The organism is Paenibacillus sp. J22FR21 (assembly GCF_056269135.1).
Genome location: NZ_JBWDNJ010000001.1, coordinates 270,977 through 290,726, shown reverse-complemented (window position 1 = coordinate 290,726; position 19,750 = coordinate 270,977). Strand labels below are relative to the sequence as shown.

Here is a 19,750-nt window from a genome sequence, read left to right as displayed (position 1 = left end):
GATTAACGAATTGAACGTGGTGATGGCATGAAGGAGTTGATCGTGATGAACGGGAATGAAACGATGGAACAATGGGTGGAAGAGCTGCTCCGAAACGATAGCGGCGGAGAGAAAATGACCGAGAAGCAGGTGAAAATCCTACAATCCGCCATTGAGATCTTCGCCGAGAAGGGTTTCGCAGGCTCCTCCACCAGCGAGATTGCGCAGCGTGCCGGAGTCGCGGAAGGTACGATATTCCGGCATTACAAGACCAAGAAGGATTTGCTGCTCTCGATTGTGGCGCCTGCGATGACGAAGCTGATTGCTCCCTTCGTCCTGCGTGGCTTCAACAAAGTGCTCGATGCTGACTACGAGAGCTTCGAAGGTGTTATTCGTGCGATGATTGAGAATCGAATCGAGTTCATATCGAAGCATCGCAACATCTTGCGGATTTTAATGCAGGAGATTCCGTTTCATCCGGAACTGCAGGAACATTTTCAACGGGATGTGCTCGGAAAGGTGCTCAGCCGACTTCAGAAGCTCGTGACGCAATTTCAAGCGAAGGGGCAAATGGCGGAACTGCCTTCCATGACAGTCGTGAGGCTCAGCATCTCCGCCATCATGGGCTACATTGCCGTTCGTACCTTGTATGGAGAGCGCAATGACGCCGTTTGGGACGATAAGCGAGAACGAGAGGAAACCATTACGTTCATCATGCGTGGTCTCGGCATAACCAAATAAGTTGTGACATGCAAAAAGCACCTGCCTCATTTATGCCATAGCGGCATCCTGATGCAGGTGCTTTTTATTTTAACGTTGGGATACGGATTTCGTTTGTTCTACCGATGAACTGTCTAGCAATCGGAATCGCAGCAGCAGCGTAAGCGCCGCTAGCGACAACAGCCCGCCAGCTACATAAGGGAGCGTCAAGTCGACCGTGAAGAGGAACGCTCCAAACAGCGGGCCGATAATCCGTCCCAAGCTGTCCATGGACGAGCTCAAGCCTGATGCGACACCTTGTCCGACGGTTGTCTTCTGCGTAATCAACGATGTCACGCACGGACGAATCAGCGCGTTGCCGATTCCGAAGATCGCCAAGTAAATCGTCGAGCTGAGCAGCGAGTGTGATGTAACCAAGAGAAGGAAACCGACAGCCGATATAATAAGGCCTGCCGTAATATACATCGGCTCTTGGCCTTTGCGAATCCGTCTGCGGACGATTCCGCCTTGAACCAGTGCACCGACGAGACCGCAAACGAGAAACATCACGCCTACTTGTAACGGAGTGACATCGAAGCGCTTCATACCGAACAGCTGCAGCGTCGCTTCAAGCCCTGCGAGCGATAAAGATACAATCAGCGCGAGTACATATAAGTATTTGACCGAGCCTGTAAAAGCACTCCAGCGCGAAGGCTTCGCTTCGCCCGCCGCTTGCCTCATTTCCGGCGTCAGCGATTCCGGCAGCTTCGTGACCGCGATTAGGAATGTGACGAGTGCGAGTGCCGCTGCCGCGAAGAATGGCGTGTTCTGCGAAACGAGACTCAGCAAACCGCCGAAGCCGGGTCCGATCGTAAAGCCAAGGCCGATCGACATGCCGACAAGCCCCATTCCGCGTGTCCGCTGCTCCGGCGGCGTTATATCCGCAACATAAGCGACGATAACGGACGTGACAGCTCCCGAGAACAACCCGCCGAGCAGCCGCGATGCATACATAATCGGCAGACTTCCGTCTGCGATACCGAATAATAGGAAGCTGGCCGCAAAGCCGAGCACGCCGGTAAGAATAACCGGTCGACGTCCGATACGGTCGGACAGTCCGCCCCATAGCGGCGAAAGCAGAAAGGATACCGCCGAATACACGGAAAGCATCATGCCTGTATGAAATTCTACAGATCCCGGACTCGCTTTCTTAATAAGCTCCGGCAAAACCGGAATAATAATCCCAAACCCGATAAATGTCGTAATAAGCATGACCATTACTATGCCAAGTCGTTTGTCTTTGTTTTGTGTCATTTTGTTCCCTCCACCCCATCATGTTACCACATCTGCTTTATGTCTTGTTATGAACAAATGAAGAACAAACAAGAGAAGCAGAACGGCTCCGCTGACCAGAAAAGGAGAATGAGGACCGAGCATATCCCATAGCTTGCCGGACATAATGCTGCCAAACACCATACCAAGGCCTTCAATTGTAAGGAAGAATCCCCATACCGCTCCACGTTCCGATTTGGGAATTGCTTGAGCAATCAGTGCGTTCCAAGCCGGAATAATACAGGCATAGCCCAGTCCGACAAACGCCACGATAAGCATAACGAGCGGTAAACTACGTGTGTAACCGAGAACGGACAACGAGATCGCTGCCGTCAGAAATCCGACATGAAGAAACCACTTCGTGCCGAAACGATCGACCCATTTGCCGACCGGAATTAGCCCGATTACCGTTACCGCACCACCTGCAACAAGATACATGCTGTACTGCTGCGGAGTTAGGTGCAGGACAGTACGTGCGTATTGCGTCAGAACAGGCGTAAGAAGCCCCAGCGCAAAGTTCTGCGTAAACATCGCCGGATACAGCAGCTTACTTGCATGCAAGGAACTGCTCACCTTGGCAAAATATCTGCGTACCCGCTCCCGCATCGATAACTGTTCATGAGCTGTTTCAGAAGTCGCGGCAACCGGTGCTTCTTCTCGATTTTCCAGCTCCATCGACCGTTTCTTCCCTGGCAGCAGCAGCGCGACGATGATAACGACAACCATCATCCCAATCAATATTCGAAAGGCAGGTGCATAGGTGTGCGTGATGAAGAAATTTATAACGATCGGACCGCAGCCGACGCCAGTCAGCCAAGCCATGTAAACAACACTCATTATCGTGCCGCTCGACTCATTGCCGGCCACAGTAGTTGCTCCATTGATGACGCATGGCCATAGCGGTGAAGTCCCGATCCCGAGCAGCAGACAAGCAACGACAATCCAGCCCATACCGTGCAGATAGGAAACGATCAGCACCGACGCACTCGTGAACAAGACGCCGAATAGCATGACGTAGCGGTACCCCATACGGTCGATAATCCAGCCAAGCGGACTGCGAAACGCGTTATCGCCGATGTATTGCAGAGCAAGTGCCCAGCCTACCGCATACGCAGATAAATGGAGCACTTCCCTCATATAAACAGGGAGAATCGAGACGAGCAAAGCACCCTTCACGAATTCAACCAAATACATAATGATGAGCAGCTGGACGACGAATGGTGACGACAAAACCTTTTTTCCTGCCCAGCCCTTACCGATACTCATGTTCGCTCCCCTTTTCTGCTCATTAATCGTGGTGGCTATGTAGACTCTAGTCTCAACAAAAATGTTGCTTGCAATCCCCCCTAGTTTTGCTATACTCAACTTTGTTTGTTACAATCCACACGAAAGGCTGGGATGAATGCTATGGATCATACCCGGACTCCGCTGTTTAGCGCATTGCGCACTCACGCGGCCAACAACCCTGTACAATTTCACATTCCCGGACACAAAAAAGGAGTAGGGAGCGACGCTGAGTTTCGCGAGTTTATTGGAGACAACGCGTTGTCGATCGACCTTATAAATATTGCTCCGTTGGATGATTTGCACCAACCGACCGGCGTCATTCAAGAAGCCCAGAAACTGGCAGCTGATGCTTTCGGAGCTGATTATACCTTTTTTTCGGTACAAGGAACAAGCGGCGCAATCATGACAATGATCTTGACGGTCTGTAACCCAGGCGACAAAATCATCGTACCGCGTAATGTTCACAAATCCATTATGTCGGCCATTATTTTTGCCGGTGCGCGTCCTGTCTTTATCTCGCCGGCTCGTGATTCCAATCTTGGGATCGATCACGGCATTACGACGCGTTCCGTTAAACGTGCATTGGATCGTCACCATGATGCAAAGGCAGTTCTCGTCATTAACCCGACTTATTATGGAATCTGCGCGGATTTGAAGGAAATCGTCGAGCTTGTACATAGCTACGACATTCCCGTACTCGTCGACGAAGCACATGGCGTGCTGATTCATTTCCATGAGAAGCTGCCGATGTCTGCCATGCAGGCGGGCGCCGATATGGCGGCAACAAGCGTTCATAAACTGGGCGGTTCCATGACACAAAGCTCGGTTCTGAATGTAAAGAGCGGCCGCATCAATGCGCAGCGCGTACAAACGATTATCAGTATGCTGACGACCACATCGACGTCTTACATCCTGTTGTCCTCACTGGATACATCGCGGCGCAACCTGGCCATTAACGGTCATGATATGGCTGAGAAAGCAATTTCTCTTGCTCAGCTTGCACGTGCTGAGATTAACAAGATGCCTGGCTTATATTGTATCGGAGAAGAAATTCTCGGCGACGAAGCGACCTATGACTACGATCCGACGAAGCTGGCTATTCATGTCCGCCACCTAGGTATTACCGGATACGAGACCGAGAACTGGCTGCGCGAGCATTACAACCTTGAAGTTGAGCTCAGCGATATGTATAACATTCTGGCGCTCGTTACTCCCGGCGATACTTCCGACTCCGTTGGCACACTGCTCACGGCCCTGCGCGATCTGGCCGAGCAGCATCAAGGAAACGAAGCCAATGAGCTTGTCGTTAAGATTCCGGAAATCCCGCATCTCTCTCTGACGCCGCGTGAAGCCTTCTACGGTCAGACTGAGGTTGTCCCGTTCAAAGAATCAGCCGGCCGCATCATTGCAGAATTTATCTACGTGTATCCGCCGGGTATTCCGATACTTCTGCCGGGTGAAGTCATCTCTCAGACGAATATCGATTACATCACCGATCATGTGGAAGTCGGCTTGCCGGTGAAAGGTCCTGAGGATCGCAGCATCCAATTCGTCAAAGTTATTTTCGAAGAAGAAGCTATTTCTTAGTTCACAGCTATACAGCTTACTTCTTATGCTACCATGTACGAAAGCAAGTCCCCAGCTACCGAAGAGCAGGCTGGGGACTTTTCGTATCTCTGGGGCCACGTTATTGGCGGTTATTGTCAATCCTTTTTCAGAATGCTATGATGTGGGAGGGGGTGGGCATAATGGGTCAAAGCGCTTACATTAAATTCGTGCAAGGTTCAGCAGTTGAACGTCTCAGCCTCGATGAGGTGAAGGAAAGGCTTGGCCGCTACCGGGAACAGACCTCGCTAACCGGTCAGCAGCTTGGATGGGACTACACCGAATCCGCTTTTCCCTATACCGTTGAAACGAAGCCGGGCGAAGAGAATCGTTGGTTCTACTTGAAAGGCATTTCGCCGCAGTACAACTACATCTTATTCGGAGTCGGCACGCAGGAGTCCGGTGATCAGAGCATCTCGCATGTGCAGGTCGTGCTCCCCGATACCGCAACACACGGCGACAAATCCAAAGCCAATGAGCTTTGCAAATATTTCGCCAAGCACTTAAAGGCTGAGCTAACGATGTTTAACGGCAGAACCATTTACTATAATCCTCGTAAATAACGAAAAACTCCGAAGCCATGGCGGCATCGGAGTTTTTGTTTTCTCTATTTTGCATATACGCTGTTTTATGCTTCGTTCTCGCTCTTCGCGATTTCTTCATAAATCTTCGTTACGCGTTCCCACTCTGCATCATCTTCAATGCCAACCAAGAATGCTTCGCCGTCCTCTTCTTCAATACGGAAAATAACGCCGTCAGCTTCCGGATCGTTGCGGTCCAGCAATACGGAATAAACTTGCTCTTCGGATTCGAACGTAAATACCATGACCATTTCACGTTCAATGCCTTCCTCGTCCGTGACAAGGAATACGTGTTCTTCGTGATCATGATCGTGGTTGCAATTCTCATCGTGCACGTGATCGCTCATTGTATACCCTCATTTCCATTAATGATTCATTTCCTTCGTATCGTAACATGGAACAATCTCAGGGTCAAACGAAAGCGCCGCATCCTGTGGAATGCAGCGCTTAGCGTATATCTATTGAGCTTTGGCCGTAATTGTTTTCTCGGAAACCAACTTCCAATCGTCGCTGCCGGCTACTTTCATGTAAAATCTAATCGTATATTTGCCTACATCGTCAAAGGTATAGTTGATATCATCCGTGCGATACCAGAAGTTATCCTTCTGTATCGTAATGTTCTCCGATTGAATCAACGTGACATTACTCTTCGGATCCTCGATTGTTACCTTTACAGCAGAAATATCGGTCTGAAGGTTATCAATCTGGGCAAACACTTTGAATGCAAACTTATTCCCTTTCAGAACGTTACCGAAGATCGTATTATCCTTGAATAAGAACATGTGAACATTAGGCTTATACAACGTAACCTTCTTCGATGCCTCATCCCAATATACGATGGATTGCAGCGTATTGGCTACTTGGCGAACTGATAAGTATGTTTTGCCGTCAGTAAAAATCCCCGCGTCGTCTAGCTCATTTCCGTTCACGATAACCCGCACCCGTTGAGAAGCGGAATCCGCAAAGAGCATGGTGCCGCCCCACAGCGACAATACCAACGTCAACATGAGAAGTCTTCTGAACTTCATGGTAGTAAACCTCCGTCCGTAATCTGGATGTATGGTTATACTCACCAAGTCGTCCAAAGTTGCGCCAGTTCACAAAAATTTTTCCTTACCAAAACCTGTCACATTATGTTGAAACATGCGCTTGCCTGGGAAATACTAACGGGAAATGGATGCCGACTTTATACGTAGGTCCGCGTCAAAATACACGGTACGCCTTTTCCCATTGCTCCCGGCTGCTTCATGCCTTCATAATAACGCATCCCTCTTGCACAAGGGGTTTTACATACTGCACAAGTGTCCGAAAGCACAAGCTTCAGTACTGCCTGCTTCCGATCCGATGGACTTTTCTTCTTCTTGACGACTTTACCTTTAGGAGCCATATTGATCCGCACCTGCCTATCTTCGCATTCCGTTCATAGCTATCGTATGATTGAATAGGCACCGGTGTGCATGGCAGAAGAACGCTCGATTCCGATTGCGGATTAGCAAGGTTTTCCTTTTCATTTGCATACAGAAATGATAAATTGAATAGTAACGTACAGCTTAGGGAGGATGTCCCGATTGGATATTCAAATGCTCGGAACGGGTAGTGCATTCGCCAAAACCTACTTCAATACGAATGCTCTATTTTATACAGATCGCCACACCCTATTGCTTGATTGCGGTACCACAGCGCTGCTCTCAATGCATCAGCTTGGAAAGTCCGTTAACGAGATCGATGCCGTACTCATCAGCCATATTCATGCCGACCATATCGGCGGCTTAGAAGAGTTCGCCTTTCAAATGAAGTTTATATATAAGCGCAAGCCGAAACTGTTTATCCATGAATCACTGGTTAACTCCTTATGGGAAAGCTCTCTAAAGGGTGGACTGCTGCAGGATGAATGTTCGGCGCTTGAGGATTATTTTGAAGTTATCCCGCTGCAGACAGGTGTCAGCACAGAGCTTCTGCCCGGATTCGTTGTCGAAGCGATACATACCGAGCATATTCCAAATAAGTTTAGTTACTCTTTCCTGATTAATGAGAACTTCTTCTATTCGGCGGATATGAGGTTTAATCCCAGCCTACTGGAACGACTGGTACAGGATGGGGTTCAGACGATCTTTCATGACTGCCAGCTGAAGCCTCCGGGAGCCGTACATGCAACACTTCAAGAGCTGCAATCGCTTCCTGCTCATATTCAAGAACGCATCTGGCTCATGCACTATGATGACAGTAAGCCGAAAGACCTCGAACGAGATGGCATCATGCGATTCGTAGAGCAGCATAAGCGATACACCTTCTAGTAGGGTCATAACGATAACAAGCCCGCTGCACCGCAGCGGGCTTGTCTTGCTTTATCTCAGACTGGCTTGACTGCTAGAAATTAGGCAGTTGATCCAGATTGTTCGTCGGATCTCCATCTGCATCCCCTCGAATGTAATGCTCGCCGTCTTTTCCTTTAAATACGTTCACTCCGGCAATCGTGCCGTTATTCGCTTCTGCCAGTGCCTGCTCGTAATTGAGTACGCGACCCGAGGAAGTCTTAAATGCCATTAAATCTCCATCGCCATTCTTCTGTGCGGCAACGAACCTCTCAGCAGCAGCAACGCTCTCTTGCACACTTTCGTTATCTGGACTGTTCATGGTTGTTTCCTCCTCTGCGCTTGCATAGCGCTCAAGTAGGATGGCTCATATTCTCTGCTATTATTCAGGAGCAAGGAATCGGGAAACCAAAAAAATCCGGTGTGCCCCGCGGACACCACCGGATTTATGGGTTGTTTTCTTCACGTAGCGGAGGCTTCTGCTGGCGCGAATTCGCCGCACCCGGTAAAGCAGGTGTCATATCTTTGGGTTTGTTAGGTGAATCATATACTTCACCGAACACGGATCGCGTTGTTGGATAAACCGTGCTTAGCACATTTTCCTGGTTGACGACCTTAATGGTCGGGACCGTGTCTGAAGCATGTCGCTGTAAGCACCCGGAACAAATCAATAAACATAGAGCAGCTCCAATTGCTTTCCTCAACTATACCACTCCCTATGGATCGAATTACCATTTTGGGAATAGTATACCCGCGCTGTCACCAAAGCAAACTTAACGCTTGGATTTCAGCTCCGGCGGCAGCTTTCTTCTCCACACAAATGCTTCATCGTAAGCAACTGTATCATGGATCACCATCTTTGCCACGCACACGCAAACCGTACCGACGATACTGAACAATCCAACCAACCACACCGCCAAATGGGCAGCTTCCGCCACTAGACAACCCGCCTCTCCACTGATAAAAGCTTGAGTACACCTTATGCGGGTTTACAGTAAATTAGACTATTTTATTGCGAAAACTTGTTGACATCTTATTTGCCGTTTGATATATTAATTCTTGTCACTAATGAAGCAACACTTTATGATCTGGTAGCTCAGCTGGGAGAGCACTATCTTGACAGGGTAGGGGTCACAGGTTCGAACCCTGTCCAGATCACCATAATTTAAACGCCGAAACCCGCGTAATTGCCGGGTTTTTTCTTTTGTCTACCAAAGGGTTAAAACTGGTTCAGACACGAGTTGATGCGAAACAGATAAATTCAAAAAGCCCCCAACCCCTTGGTATTACTGGGATTGTGGGCTTTGGATAGCGCTAGCCATCCCTTGTAAGGTTAGTTATTTGGGAATATCTTTTCTAGTGCAGCCCGCTGAGGAGGCTTAATGTTTATTATCGAACGAATTCGTTTTGCTTTTAGTTCTGCATCATCCACTGTAGTGGACTGACCTAAAGCGATTAGCATACCCGCTGCAACGGTTCCAGTTCTGCTTTTTCCGCCACCGCAATGAAAGCCTACCTTTTTACCGCCTTTATACGCTTCCAGGACGTGATTAATGGCTTGCTTGAATAGTTCTTCCTCTATGTCATCTGTGTTGTCTTCGAGCGGCACTAGTATCCACTTCACACCAGCTTCCGGATAAGCGCACTCTGTTGCTTCCGCTCGTAGGTCAACGATTACTTCAACGCCTTCTTTTTTTACCATTGCTTCTACATCAGCAGCCCCACCCATGAAGATCATGTTGTCGTGTAGAGCATGATAATTCTTTTCCTGAGACATGTGGTTATTTACCCTCTTTCACAAACTGCTCAATGCGATTTTTAATCGAATTGCGAACTTCACGGAATTTAGCTGTGATTTCTTCCTCTGTTCCTGTTGCTTTAGCAGGATCATCAAAGCCCCAGTGCCATCTCTCCGCTTTGTCATTATGAACAACCGGACAATTATCATTTGCGTGTCCACAGAGCGTGATGATGTAATCCGCCTGTTTTAAAATTTCAGAATCAATGACGTCGGATGTATGACTTGAAATATCGATACCTGCTTCATTCATGGTTTGAACTGCACGTGGGTTTAAGCCATGTGCTTCAAGCCCTGCGCTTCTAACCTCATATTTATCACTGCCGAGTGCTTTTAGAAAACCATCGGCAATTTGGCTTCTGCATGAGTTTCCTGTACATAGAAAGTAAACGAGTGGCTTATTCATTATGGTTGATCTCCCTTGTTGTGTATTTGTTTAATTTGAACAACTTCATCAAGACGTTCTCTTCTAGGACCGAATATTGCTTTGACTAGCAATGCAACTGCGATTGTAATTACCATGAAAACAGCAATTAATACCCAAACATTAATGCTTGTGGAGTTAATTAAGTGCAGCCACAGATAAAGTCCGGTAAGCGTAATAAATAGCGTCGGAACTGTCAGTACAATGCCTGTTTTAAAATAATTGCCCCATGTGATTTTTACATCCTTACGTGATAGCACATGTAGCCATAAAAGAGTTGCCAGTGAACCAATCGGTGTAATCTTCGGACCCAGATCACTACCGATCACATTTGCGTACACAAGTGATTCTCGAATAACACCTTCCGTTGCCGTTCCTTTAATAGCAAGGGCATCTATCATAACCGTTGGCATATTGTTCATGATCGAAGACAATATCGCAGCTAGGAAACCCATGCCCAACGTGGAGATAAAGAGTCCCTTATCAGCCACGGCTTGAATGACATCTCCGAGCTCGTCAGTAAGTCCAACATTACGAAGCCCATATACAACGACATACATACCAATGGAGAAGATCACAACCGCCCATGGAGCATCTTTTAGGAGCTTCCATGTATGAACTGGGCTACGTCTCGCAGCCAGTATAAACCACACTGCAACTATGCCAGCAATGACAGAGACCGGAACATGGATGAATTGACTTACCAGATACGCAACGAGAAGCACCGCTAATATAATCCATGACAACCTAAACATTTTCTTATCCTTGATGGCATCAACAGGCTTTTTGAGTTGCTTCAAATCATAATTGCCTGGGATGCTCTTGCGGAAGAACAGGAACAAGACCAGAAGGCTTGCGAGTAGAGAAAACATATTTGGAATGATCATCCGGCTTGCATATTCGACAAATCCGATACCAAAATAATCAGCCGATACAATATTAACGAGGTTACTGACCACAAGCGGAAGTGAAGTTGTATCGGCAATAAATCCACTTGCCATAATGAACGGCAAAATCATCCGCTGGTCAAATTTAAGTGCACGTACCATCGCCAGAACAATCGGTGTCAATATAAGCGCTGCACCGTCATTAGCGAAGAATGCCGCCACAGCTGCGCCTAAGAGAACAACATACACAAACATCAGCTTACCATTGCCTCTTGCAAGTCGAGCCATGTGCAAAGCAGCCCATTCAAAGAAACCAATCTCATCTAAAATAAGTGAAATCAAAATGATTGCAACGAAGGCAAGTGTTGCATTCCACACAATACCGGTTACGGTACCGACATCTGCAAAACTAACGACCCCGAATATTAAAGCAAGAACCGCACCACCGCTTGCCGACCAGCCGATATTAAGTCCTTTTGGCTGCCAAATTACAAACGTTAAAGTGATTAAAAAAATAAGAAAAGCTATTATCGTCATGTTGAACCCCCATATCATCTGCCATCACTTGAATCTGTTCATTAAGATACTCCTTATGCACCAATCACCCGCTGTTCATTCAGCAGCTGAAGCACTTTTTCTTTTATTTCATCCCGTACTACGCGAAACTCGTCAATGTTACCATCTTCGTCAGCCTTTGGAGTCGGATCTGGTATTTCCCATTTCAGTATTTCAAATGGAACAACCGGACAGCGTTCATTTGTATGATGTATTTTATAAAAACAGCCCACCGGTATCCAGCGTGCGAGAATTACTAATTAGCAGCATTTATTTTTCAGGCGCATATCTGTTAGCTCCACCTTTTGAGGTGCAGGGGTGACACAGCAAACATCTTGTTGGGCACTCACATGGTCTTCTGCTGCTTCAAACTCGCTATCCTCTTTGGTGTAGAACACTTCCCACGGATTACCTTCTGGATCAGATACCCAAATCTTATCCTGCACCGCGTAGCAACATGTTGTATTCATTTCGTCGAACGAAACCAAACCAGCGTCTTGTAAGCGCGCTTTTGTCGCGAGCACTTCTTCTGTGTTTTGTACTTGGAAGCCGAAATGATTTAAAACGCCACGGTTGTCGTACGGACGAACGTTCAACGAAAAATGCAAGTCTGGATTACCAAGCTCGAACTTAGCGTAGTTCTCTTTGACTTTTGTCGGCTCTGCATTAAAAAGCTTTTTGTAAAACTCGAGTGATTGCTCCAAATTCCTAACATTAATGGCTACGTGCATTTTCATACGTAAGCACTCCTTCATCAATTTTTTTTGATTATATGGATAAAAAATTAGCAACAACCGGATGATGTATCGCTTGGTCTAAAAATACAGCATAGCTGCTCCGAGAGTAACGAATCGATTTCATCCGAATTAAGCTCGTAATAACTCCAGGTGCCTTTCGTCTCTTTTTTGATTAGATTGGCATCCAATAAAATCTTAAGGTGATAAGAGAGCTTGGATTGCGGCATATCCACGATTTCAGTTAAGTCGCAAACGCACGTATTTCCGCGTTGGCAGAGTTCATATAAGATTTGCAATCTCTTTTGATCGGCTAAAGCTTTGAATTTTTGCTCGAAGCGCTCGAACGAAATTTCTGGTACATTAGCCACACTAACCGGGATTACTTTTTTCAACTTAATCGCCTCAATATTAATCAAATTTATTTGATGTTATTCCGCGAATCAAATTTACCATAATTTATATCCTCTGGTCAATAACTAAATCAAAAATAATTGATTTAATAAACTAGTCTTCCCCACCCCCTGTGAAAAAGCGAATTTTGCGAAAGAAGCATAACGCAGGGCTTTTTTATGCAAGAATTAATCTGCGAATAAAAGGCGATGCATCACGAAAAAATGTGCGACATGCTTGACTTGGAGTATACTCCAACCTGTAACCTACATAATGTAGGCGGGAAGAGAGCCATATTACCATTTGGAGGGGGTAGGATTATGGAAGTGGAACCGACCTACACGATTACGGAAATTTCCAAGCGAACAGGACTTAGCATGGATACAATTCGCTACTATGAGAAGATTAACTTAATCCCCATACCTGCTCGCAGTGATAGCGGCCAACGTGTATACGCGCAGCTGGATATGGACCGCTATATGTTCGTTTCCATTCTCAAGAGAACCAATATGCCTTTAAAGAAGATTCAGAATTATATGGAGCATTCCTCCAGGCGAGAATACGAAATATGCTACTCTCTGCTGAAGGAACATGCTTCCCAAATTGAATCGCAGATGGCGGATATGCTGTCGATACTGGATATTTTAAGGTACAAGCTTAAGCATTTTGAAGAATTAAAGACGGTTGATTTCCTTAAACAGAATAAGGAGACGGTTAAGTGAACTACACGCGACTTTTATAGAATTGGAGGCTTTACATGAGCACTGAACTAACAAAACAAGAACCTGTAGGGTCTGGATTCGGACCGCGTACAACAGCAAAGGAAGCTCTTGAAGGGAAAGATTTGACAGGCAAAGTGGCTATCGTGACAGGCGGGTACTCCGGTCTTGGTCTGGAGACAACGCGCATTCTTGCTGAGGCAGGAGCTACAGTCATTGTACCTGTCCGTTCGATTGAGAAAGCCCGCGAAACTCTGCAAAATATACCGGGTGTTGAAATGGATACGATGGATCTCGCTGTTCCTGAATCGATTGACGCTTTCGCAGAACGCTTTCTGAAGTCCTCCCGTCCACTTCATATACTTATCAATGGAGCTGGGGTGATGACTCCAGCTAGCCTGGAGCACGACAAACGCGGTTATGAGGTGCAATTCTCTGTAAACCATTTGGGCCATTTCCAACTAACAGCCCGCCTATGGCCTGCTCTGAAGCAAGCTGGCGGTGCAAGAGTGGTAACGGTATCTTCTCAAGGCCATCGCATTGCAGGTGTTGACTTTGAAGATCCGAACTATGAGAACCGCGATTATGAGAAATGGGGAGCCTATGCGCAGTCCAAGACAGCGAACGTCCTGTTTACAGTAGAGTTGGACAAGCGCGGAATGGCTGATCAAGTTCGTGCCTTCTCGGTTCACCCGGGAACAGTAATTGCAACTTCGCTTTCACGCCACATGTCCCATGAAGAACTTAAAGCGGCCGGGGCGTTTGATACAAACGGCCGCCTTTACAGCGACTATGGCGATGATCTGAAGACGATAGCAGAAGGTGCGGCTACTACGGTATGGGCAGCCGTAAGCAACAAGTTGGACGGAAAAGGCGGCGTGTATCTCAAAAATGTGGATATTTCCAAAGTTGTCCCTACGGACTCGGATGTTCATGACGGCGTTGCTCCATTCGCCGTGGACCCAGAGAATGCCGAGAAGCTATGGACATTGAGCGAGAAACTTACAGGCGTAAAATTTCTAGAGCCGTTGTGAGTCAGAAGGTTCATACGCCGCCACGGTTGACGGCGGTGCGAGAACAATCTCCTTAGCATGACATTAACATCCGCTAAGGTTTCTCTTCACTACCGACATTCTCTGAATGTCCGACAAAAGGGATCCTCCGTATTAACCGGGGATCCCTTTTTATTTTCACCCTCTTCGAACGACCTGGACGCGGTCGAAGTCCGGAGCCCAACCGCTAGGGTTGGAGAACTTGATCGTATTGTATCCTACTTTCAGTTGAACAGTAGTTTGTAAAGTGCCGAGTGTAGTCCAACTCCCTGTAGCTGGGAAGCTTAGATTACTTGTTGCACCGTTTACACTCATTCGAGCCGCTCTTGCTGCCGTATCGCCGTTCATGTAGGAAATAACCAACGAATAGGTCCCTGCAGTTGCCACGTTAATTCGGTTAAACTGCAACGTACCTTTGTTGTTGCCAACGTAACCGACTTTTGAACCACCTGAGCAGGAGCTGCACGACACTACGATAGCTCCACCCGCAAGCGTATTGGCTGAAGTCTCCGCTTCAACTGTGACTGAGGTGCCTACAGTACTAGCTGTATTCGTTGTTACGCTAATGGTGTTGCTGTTACCCGAAACATTCTCAGTCGCATCTTTCGCTCTTACGAAATAACTATAGCTCGTCGATGCTTTAAGTCCGGTATCGGTGTAGGAAGTGCTTGTTGTAGTGCCGGCAGAACTGCCGTTCCGATAAATCTCGTAACCAGATACGCCGACATTATCGGACGAAGCTGACCAACTGAGGCTGATGCTGCTTGCCGTTTTACCTGTCGAAGTTAGCTTCGCAGGAGCTGTCGGCGCTTGTATGTCTGAGCTGCCGGTTGATCCGTCGTATGCTCCGCTTTGCAGGCTATAGCCGAGCGTTGTATCCGACTTCAAGCTTGCAAATGGACCGAGCGTTTGATTGGCGGGTTCCATACCGATGCCGACTTTACCGATCGGCGTTCTGCCTCCGGTGTAATAGTTGGTATTAGCAAATCGTACGCTTGGCTTCCAGCCAGCCGGATCCAGAATAGACAGCGCCAATGTATAAGTTCCATTCGGCAGCGTTGTCGGAATCTTAAATGCACCGTTCACGGCGTTGACAGTTGGAGGTTGATCGTAGGCACGAGTCGCAATATTCCAGTTTGAACCGGGCAGCCAGGTTCGAATATCGCCTTGGAATACGCCCTTCCACGCAACGGTCCCGTCACTCTTCAGTAGATTCGCCTCCACCGGCCAGTTGTAATAGAATGGCGAGGAGCCTTTGTTAGTAACCTGGAACGAAACGTTCATCGTCCCTCCCGGCGCCACATTGCTCGCAAACGTTGCTTGATTCAACACGAAGCGATAGCCAAGCACCTTCTGCATGGCGGTTGCCCCGGCTGCTACGGCGGGATTGCTTGCCGTATAGTCCGAAATCCACCCTAGGCTAGAGGTATGCGTGTTCATTATCCAATCGATGACATAGTTCGTATTAGCGGTACTGCCAAGCGTGCCATTCGGACTGCCACCTAGCTTAGACTGATTGCCCCAATTGTAGGCTACTTCACCGCTGTTAATCTGTGTTCGCCAATTATTCCGCGAAATTTCCCCATTCCCGCTGCTAGCATCATCCGGCACAGCAAAGGAATCCCAAAAAACACCGAAATTGAAAGCCTGAAACGTCGCCGGGTAGCGGATGAGTAATTTCTTGTTATGGAAAGCTGACATATACGCGTTCCCCATTGCCGTTTGAAAACTAAGCGGGATTTGATTTGTGCGGTCGCTGTACGACAAAGGATATATATGGTGCTCGCCCCAGTTCCCGTACAAGCCAAGCTCCACAAAAGCAACGCGAGGATCATTGTCCCATGCTTGACCAAGCTTCCCGATAAAACTCACGAGCCGGGCTTTCAAAGGTTCTGACAGCCACTGATTAACGGGATCGCCATGCGTAATTCCGTTCGGCCAATACTCCCCGACATTTGGATAAACAATGACGACTCGCGGAACAACCTTCATATTTTTCTTTTCAATGCCCGCCCAAGCCTTATTACTCCAATCTTTGATCTTCTGAATGGAATCTGTCGCATTCATTTCCAAATCGGTGTACTTGATATAGTGTTTATAAATTGCCCCGTATTCCCGAATCGGGAAAGTAGTATCGTTTATGCCGCGCGATGGTCTAAAGCCCATGATCGGATTATTGAATGCTTCCGACGTTTCAGTCAATTTAAAGGTATTTAGCCCAAACAGCTTCACTTTCGGTTCCGATGACTCGGTTGGAATCATGCGACTTTTTGTTTTTTCGTTAGGTGTTACACCTTGAGAGTGAGTATTTATTTGATTCGAATCGCCGTTATCCACCCTGCAGCCGGACAAAGCCAATGAAGCCGATAACAGCACCGTAGTTAAAGCTAAAGTCTTACGCACATCGAAATCCTCCTCTCGATCAACTCGGATCCTGTAAGTTCAACCACCCAGTCAATTCCTTCGATTGTTATCATGCTCGCCGCGGCTCTGCTTAATCGGAATTATTGGATGGGAATTCATACCGGATTTCATTGTCGTTCTTGGAGGGAGGGGGATGATCTATATAATCGAATTGACTGAAAAAAAGGATCCTCCGAATGAACGGGGATCCCTGTCAATGTTACACTTTTCGATTAATCTGGATCCGGTCGAAGTCCGGCGCCCATCCGCTGGCGTTAGTAAACTTGATCGTATTGTCCCCTGCTTTCAACTGAACCGACGCTTGATAAGTGCCGAGTGTAGACCAACTGCCTGTAGATGGGAAGCTTAAATTAGCGATTGCACCGTTTACAGTGATCCGAGCCGCTCTTGCTGTCGCATCTCCATTCACGTAGGAAATGACCAGCGTATAGGTCCCGGCGGTTGCCACGTTGATACGGTTGAATTGAAGCGTACCGCTGTTGTTGCCAACGTAACCGACCTTTGAACCGCCTGAACAGGAGCTGCACGACACTATGATTGCACCGCCGGCAAGTGTATTGGCCGAAGACTCCGCTTCAATCGAAATTGAAGTACTGGCTGCATTCGTCGTTACGCTAATAACGTTGCTGTTCCCCGAAACATTACCTGCCGCATCTTTCGCTCTTACCATGTAACTATAGCCAGTCGATGCTTGAAGTCCGGTATCGCTGTAGGAAATACTTGTTGTGCTGCCGACAAAACTATTGCTCCGATAGACATCGTAACCAGCTACGCCTACGTTATCTGTTGAAGCCGACCAGCTGAGGCTGACAGTGCTTGTCGTTTTAGCTGTCGAAGTCAGCTTCGCAGGAGCTGTCGGCGCTTGTGTGTCTGTGCTTCCGACTGATCCGGTGTACGCACCGCTTTGCAGACTATAACCAAGTGTCGTATCTGATTTCAAGCTTGTGAACGATCCGAGCGTTTGATTGGAGGGTTCCATGCCGATGCCTACCTTACCGATCGGCGTTCTGCCTCCGGTGTAGTAGTTGGTATTGGCAAATCGTGCACCAGGCTGCCAGCCAGCCGGATCCAGAATGGACAGCGTCAGTGTATACGTTCCATTCGCCAATGTGGTCGGAATCTTGAATGCACCGTTCACGGTGTTGGCAGCTGGAGCTTGATTGTACGCACGAGTCACGCTATTCCAGTCTGAACCGGGCAGCCAAGTTTGAATATCGCCTTGGAATATGCCCTTCCATGCAGCAGTCCCATCACTCTTAAGCAAATTCGCCTCCACCGGCCAGTTGTAATAGAATGGCGAGGAGCCTTTGTTAGTAACCTGGAACGAAACGTTCATCGTCCCTCCCGGCGCCACATTGCTCGTAAACGTTGCTTGATTCAACACGAAGCGATAGCCAAGCACCTTCTGCATGGCGGTTGCCCCGACTTCTACTGCGGGATTGCTTGCTGTATAATCCGAAATCCACCCTAAGCTCGAAGTATGCGTCTTCATAATCCAGTCAATGACATAGTTCGTATTGGAGACACTGCTAAGCGTTCCATTGGGACTGCCGCCTAGCTTAGACTGGTTCCCCCAGTTATAAGCGACTTCACCGCTGTTAATCTGCGTCTGCCAATTATTTCGCGCAATCTCCCCATTCCCGGTGCTAGCATCATCCGGCAACGCGAAAGAATCCCAGTAAATTCCGAAATTATAAGCCTTGAACGTATCCGTATAGCGGACAAGCATTTTTTTGTTATGGAATGCTGCAGTAGATGCATCACCCAGAGCCTTTTGGAAACTAAGCGGAATAATGTGTGATCCGTCAGGAAACTTATTAGGATAAATATGGTGCTCACCCCATTTGCCATACAAGCCAAGCTCGACAAAAGCTACTCGAGGATCATTATCCCAAGCTTGCCCAAGCTTCGCGATAAACGCCACAAGCCGGGTTTTCAAGACATCTGTCAGCCACTGATTGACAGGATCACCATGTGTGATCCCATTCGGCCAATACTCCCCGACATTAGGGAAAACAATGACGACGCGTGGAACTACCTTAATATTCTTCTTTTCAATGCCAACCCAAGATTTGTTGCTCCAATCCTTGATCTTCTGAACGGTGTCCGTTGCATTCATTTCCAGATCGGTGTATTTGATGTAGTGTTTATAAATATCCGCATATTCCCGATTTGGGAAAGAAGTATCGTTTATATTGCGAGATGGTCTAAAGCCCATGATCGGATTATTGAATGCTTCCGGCGTTTCAGTCAATTTAACCGTGATGGTTCCCATTGCCTCATTCGCCTCCTTAATATAACCTGATCTCCCTCCGCTCCAGATTAACGTGAGCAACGCTGCGGTGCAGAGGAATACTCGTAAAGTTCATTTCTTCATCTTTTCCCTCCTTAGAAAAGAATCAGCGTCTCTATCAGTATACGGGGACGAGCATTAGTGGTGACGAGAATAACGTCCAATTATTAGCAAAACAAATGCTAATTTCCAATATATATAAATAAACATAAGAAAACCGCCCCTGTAAAAGGCGGTTTATTATTTAACTATGTAGAGATGATCTTGAATCTTAGTTGCTTAGTAACCTGATTCAACCTGTACGGGATGCAGCCAGTTATCTACTACAATTGCTCGTGATTCGGCTTGATTGGAGAGCGCTTCTGCCCATTGGCTGATTTTCACTTTCATGACATCGATTGAATACGGAAACGGATACTCGCGCAAATTAACGGCCACCCAATTGGCATTGTTCAAATTCGACCATTCCAAGCTAATCGTGTTGGTCAATTCGGAAAAACCTTGGATAAGTTTCACGAAATCATGAAGTTGCTGCTGATTGTCTTGGGTCATCTGATTGCGCTCCATTCATATAATATGAGATTCTAGATTTATATTACCATTTATTAGGTGATGAAATTGTCACTCTATGGTGTCTTTTTGTTGGAATAATTGACGAGCCATTCGCCTATGTAAT

General features: G+C 47.3%; 21 protein-coding genes and 1 tRNA gene. 7 read left to right on the top strand and 15 right to left on the bottom strand.

Translation table 11 applies throughout. The features are described from left to right. The first annotated feature begins 45 nt into the window (after nucleotides 1–45). Nucleotides 46–720 (top strand): TetR/AcrR family transcriptional regulator, encoded by a 675-nt coding sequence (locus AC0YNS_RS01345; RefSeq protein WP_475779284.1) that lies wholly within the window; start codon nucleotides 46–48, stop codon nucleotides 718–720. Between the two features lie 69 nt (nucleotides 721–789). Here the strand turns inward: AC0YNS_RS01345 and AC0YNS_RS01340 are convergent, their stop codons facing one another. Together AC0YNS_RS01340 and AC0YNS_RS01335 are read right to left on the bottom strand one after the other, a co-directional pair. After that, entirely contained in the window at nucleotides 790–1,992 is a 1,203-nt protein-coding gene (locus tag AC0YNS_RS01340; protein ID WP_475779283.1) for an MFS transporter, read from the bottom strand. Nucleotides 1,993–2,010: 18 nt separating this feature from the next. Continuing rightward, the gene (locus tag AC0YNS_RS01335; protein ID WP_475779282.1) at nucleotides 2,011–3,276 is read right to left on the bottom strand and encodes an MFS transporter; all 1,266 of its coding nucleotides are present in this window, start codon (nucleotides 3,274–3,276) and stop codon (nucleotides 2,011–2,013) included. 141 nt (nucleotides 3,277–3,417) lie between these two features. Between AC0YNS_RS01335 and AC0YNS_RS01330 the strand changes: the two genes are divergently transcribed. Together AC0YNS_RS01330 and AC0YNS_RS01325 are read left to right on the top strand one after the other, a co-directional pair. After that, entirely contained in the window at nucleotides 3,418–4,884 is a 1,467-nt protein-coding gene (locus tag AC0YNS_RS01330) for an aminotransferase class I/II-fold pyridoxal phosphate-dependent enzyme (protein ID WP_475779281.1), read from the top strand. A gap of 161 nt (nucleotides 4,885–5,045) precedes the next feature. Beyond that, nucleotides 5,046–5,465: a DUF1885 family protein gene (locus tag AC0YNS_RS01325; RefSeq protein ID WP_475779280.1), complete on the top strand. Its 420-nt coding sequence runs from the start codon at nucleotides 5,046–5,048 to the stop codon at nucleotides 5,463–5,465. Between the two features lie 65 nt (nucleotides 5,466–5,530). Here the strand turns inward: AC0YNS_RS01325 and AC0YNS_RS01320 are convergent, their stop codons facing one another. The 3 genes from AC0YNS_RS01320 to AC0YNS_RS01310 form a co-directional block, all read right to left on the bottom strand. After that, nucleotides 5,531–5,830 (bottom strand): DUF1292 domain-containing protein, encoded by a 300-nt coding sequence (locus tag AC0YNS_RS01320; RefSeq protein WP_090976987.1) that lies wholly within the window; start codon nucleotides 5,828–5,830, stop codon nucleotides 5,531–5,533. A 111-nt stretch (nucleotides 5,831–5,941) separates the two neighbouring features. Next, a complete protein-coding gene (locus AC0YNS_RS01315) occupies nucleotides 5,942–6,511 on the bottom strand; it encodes a stalk domain-containing protein (RefSeq protein WP_475779279.1) in 570 nt (189 codons plus the stop codon). Between the two features lie 158 nt (nucleotides 6,512–6,669). Further along, nucleotides 6,670–6,870 carry a hypothetical protein gene (locus tag AC0YNS_RS01310; RefSeq protein WP_090976991.1) on the bottom strand — a complete coding sequence of 67 codons (201 nt, stop codon included), beginning with the start codon at nucleotides 6,868–6,870 and terminating at the stop codon, nucleotides 6,670–6,672. 172 nt (nucleotides 6,871–7,042) lie between these two features. On the opposite strand from AC0YNS_RS01310, the gene AC0YNS_RS01305 reads away from it, so the two are divergent. After that, complete coding sequence (locus AC0YNS_RS01305; protein WP_475779278.1) at nucleotides 7,043–7,777, top strand: MBL fold metallo-hydrolase; 735 nt, start codon at nucleotides 7,043–7,045, stop codon at nucleotides 7,775–7,777. A 73-nt stretch (nucleotides 7,778–7,850) separates the two neighbouring features. Here the strand turns inward: AC0YNS_RS01305 and AC0YNS_RS01300 are convergent, their stop codons facing one another. Both AC0YNS_RS01300 and AC0YNS_RS01295 read right to left on the bottom strand, forming a co-directional pair. After that, the gene (locus tag AC0YNS_RS01300) at nucleotides 7,851–8,117 is read right to left on the bottom strand and encodes a DUF3892 domain-containing protein (protein WP_475779277.1); all 267 of its coding nucleotides are present in this window, start codon (nucleotides 8,115–8,117) and stop codon (nucleotides 7,851–7,853) included. Nucleotides 8,118–8,568: 451 nt separating this feature from the next. After that, nucleotides 8,569–8,733 carry a hypothetical protein gene (locus AC0YNS_RS01295; RefSeq protein WP_256208370.1) on the bottom strand — a complete coding sequence of 55 codons (165 nt, stop codon included), beginning with the start codon at nucleotides 8,731–8,733 and terminating at the stop codon, nucleotides 8,569–8,571. Nucleotides 8,734–8,880: 147 nt separating this feature from the next. On the opposite strand from AC0YNS_RS01295, the gene AC0YNS_RS01290 reads away from it, so the two are divergent. Then, nucleotides 8,881–8,956: transfer RNA gene (locus AC0YNS_RS01290), tRNA-Val, on the top strand. A 172-nt stretch (nucleotides 8,957–9,128) separates the two neighbouring features. Here AC0YNS_RS01290 and AC0YNS_RS01285 read toward each other — a convergent pair. The 5 genes from AC0YNS_RS01285 to AC0YNS_RS01265 all read right to left on the bottom strand — a co-directional run bounded on the left by AC0YNS_RS01285 (nucleotide 9,129) and on the right by AC0YNS_RS01265 (nucleotide 12,588). Further along, the gene (locus AC0YNS_RS01285; RefSeq protein ID WP_475779276.1) at nucleotides 9,129–9,572 is read right to left on the bottom strand and encodes a protein-tyrosine phosphatase family protein; all 444 of its coding nucleotides are present in this window, start codon (nucleotides 9,570–9,572) and stop codon (nucleotides 9,129–9,131) included. A gap of 4 nt (nucleotides 9,573–9,576) precedes the next feature. Continuing rightward, the gene (gene arsC / locus AC0YNS_RS01280; RefSeq protein ID WP_475779275.1) at nucleotides 9,577–9,999 is read right to left on the bottom strand and encodes an arsenate reductase (thioredoxin); all 423 of its coding nucleotides are present in this window, start codon (nucleotides 9,997–9,999) and stop codon (nucleotides 9,577–9,579) included. Further along, the gene (locus tag AC0YNS_RS01275) at nucleotides 9,999–11,441 is read right to left on the bottom strand and encodes an arsenic transporter (RefSeq protein ID WP_475779274.1); all 1,443 of its coding nucleotides are present in this window, start codon (nucleotides 11,439–11,441) and stop codon (nucleotides 9,999–10,001) included. Before AC0YNS_RS01275 ends, arsC begins: the two co-directional genes overlap by 1 nt. Before the next feature lie 278 nt (nucleotides 11,442–11,719). Beyond that, a complete protein-coding gene (locus AC0YNS_RS01270; RefSeq protein ID WP_475779273.1) occupies nucleotides 11,720–12,196 on the bottom strand; it encodes an ArsI/CadI family heavy metal resistance metalloenzyme in 477 nt (158 codons plus the stop codon). Between the two features lie 47 nt (nucleotides 12,197–12,243). Further along, the gene (locus AC0YNS_RS01265) at nucleotides 12,244–12,588 is read right to left on the bottom strand and encodes an ArsR/SmtB family transcription factor (RefSeq protein ID WP_475779272.1); all 345 of its coding nucleotides are present in this window, start codon (nucleotides 12,586–12,588) and stop codon (nucleotides 12,244–12,246) included. Between the two features lie 318 nt (nucleotides 12,589–12,906). Here AC0YNS_RS01265 and AC0YNS_RS01260 point away from each other — a divergent pair, with 318 nt between their 5' ends. Beyond that, nucleotides 12,907–13,308, top strand: coding sequence for a MerR family transcriptional regulator (locus tag AC0YNS_RS01260; RefSeq protein ID WP_475779271.1), 402 nt, complete (start codon nucleotides 12,907–12,909; stop codon nucleotides 13,306–13,308). Nucleotides 13,309–13,343: 35 nt separating this feature from the next. Continuing rightward, nucleotides 13,344–14,339 (top strand): oxidoreductase, encoded by a 996-nt coding sequence (locus AC0YNS_RS01255; protein WP_475779270.1) that lies wholly within the window; start codon nucleotides 13,344–13,346, stop codon nucleotides 14,337–14,339. Between the two features lie 156 nt (nucleotides 14,340–14,495). Here AC0YNS_RS01255 and AC0YNS_RS01250 read toward each other — a convergent pair whose 3' ends face one another. From AC0YNS_RS01250 to AC0YNS_RS01240, 3 genes are all read right to left on the bottom strand, one after another. After that, on the bottom strand, nucleotides 14,496–16,760 hold the full coding sequence (locus AC0YNS_RS01250) for a DUF4832 domain-containing protein (RefSeq protein ID WP_475779269.1): 2,265 nt from the start codon (nucleotides 16,758–16,760) through the stop codon (nucleotides 14,496–14,498). A 220-nt stretch (nucleotides 16,761–16,980) separates the two neighbouring features. Continuing rightward, entirely contained in the window at nucleotides 16,981–19,056 is a 2,076-nt protein-coding gene (locus tag AC0YNS_RS01245; RefSeq protein WP_475779268.1) for a DUF4832 domain-containing protein, read from the bottom strand. Nucleotides 19,057–19,353: 297 nt separating this feature from the next. Next, entirely contained in the window at nucleotides 19,354–19,626 is a 273-nt protein-coding gene (locus AC0YNS_RS01240; RefSeq protein WP_475779267.1) for a hypothetical protein, read from the bottom strand. Nucleotides 19,627–19,750: the final 124 nt, after the last annotated feature.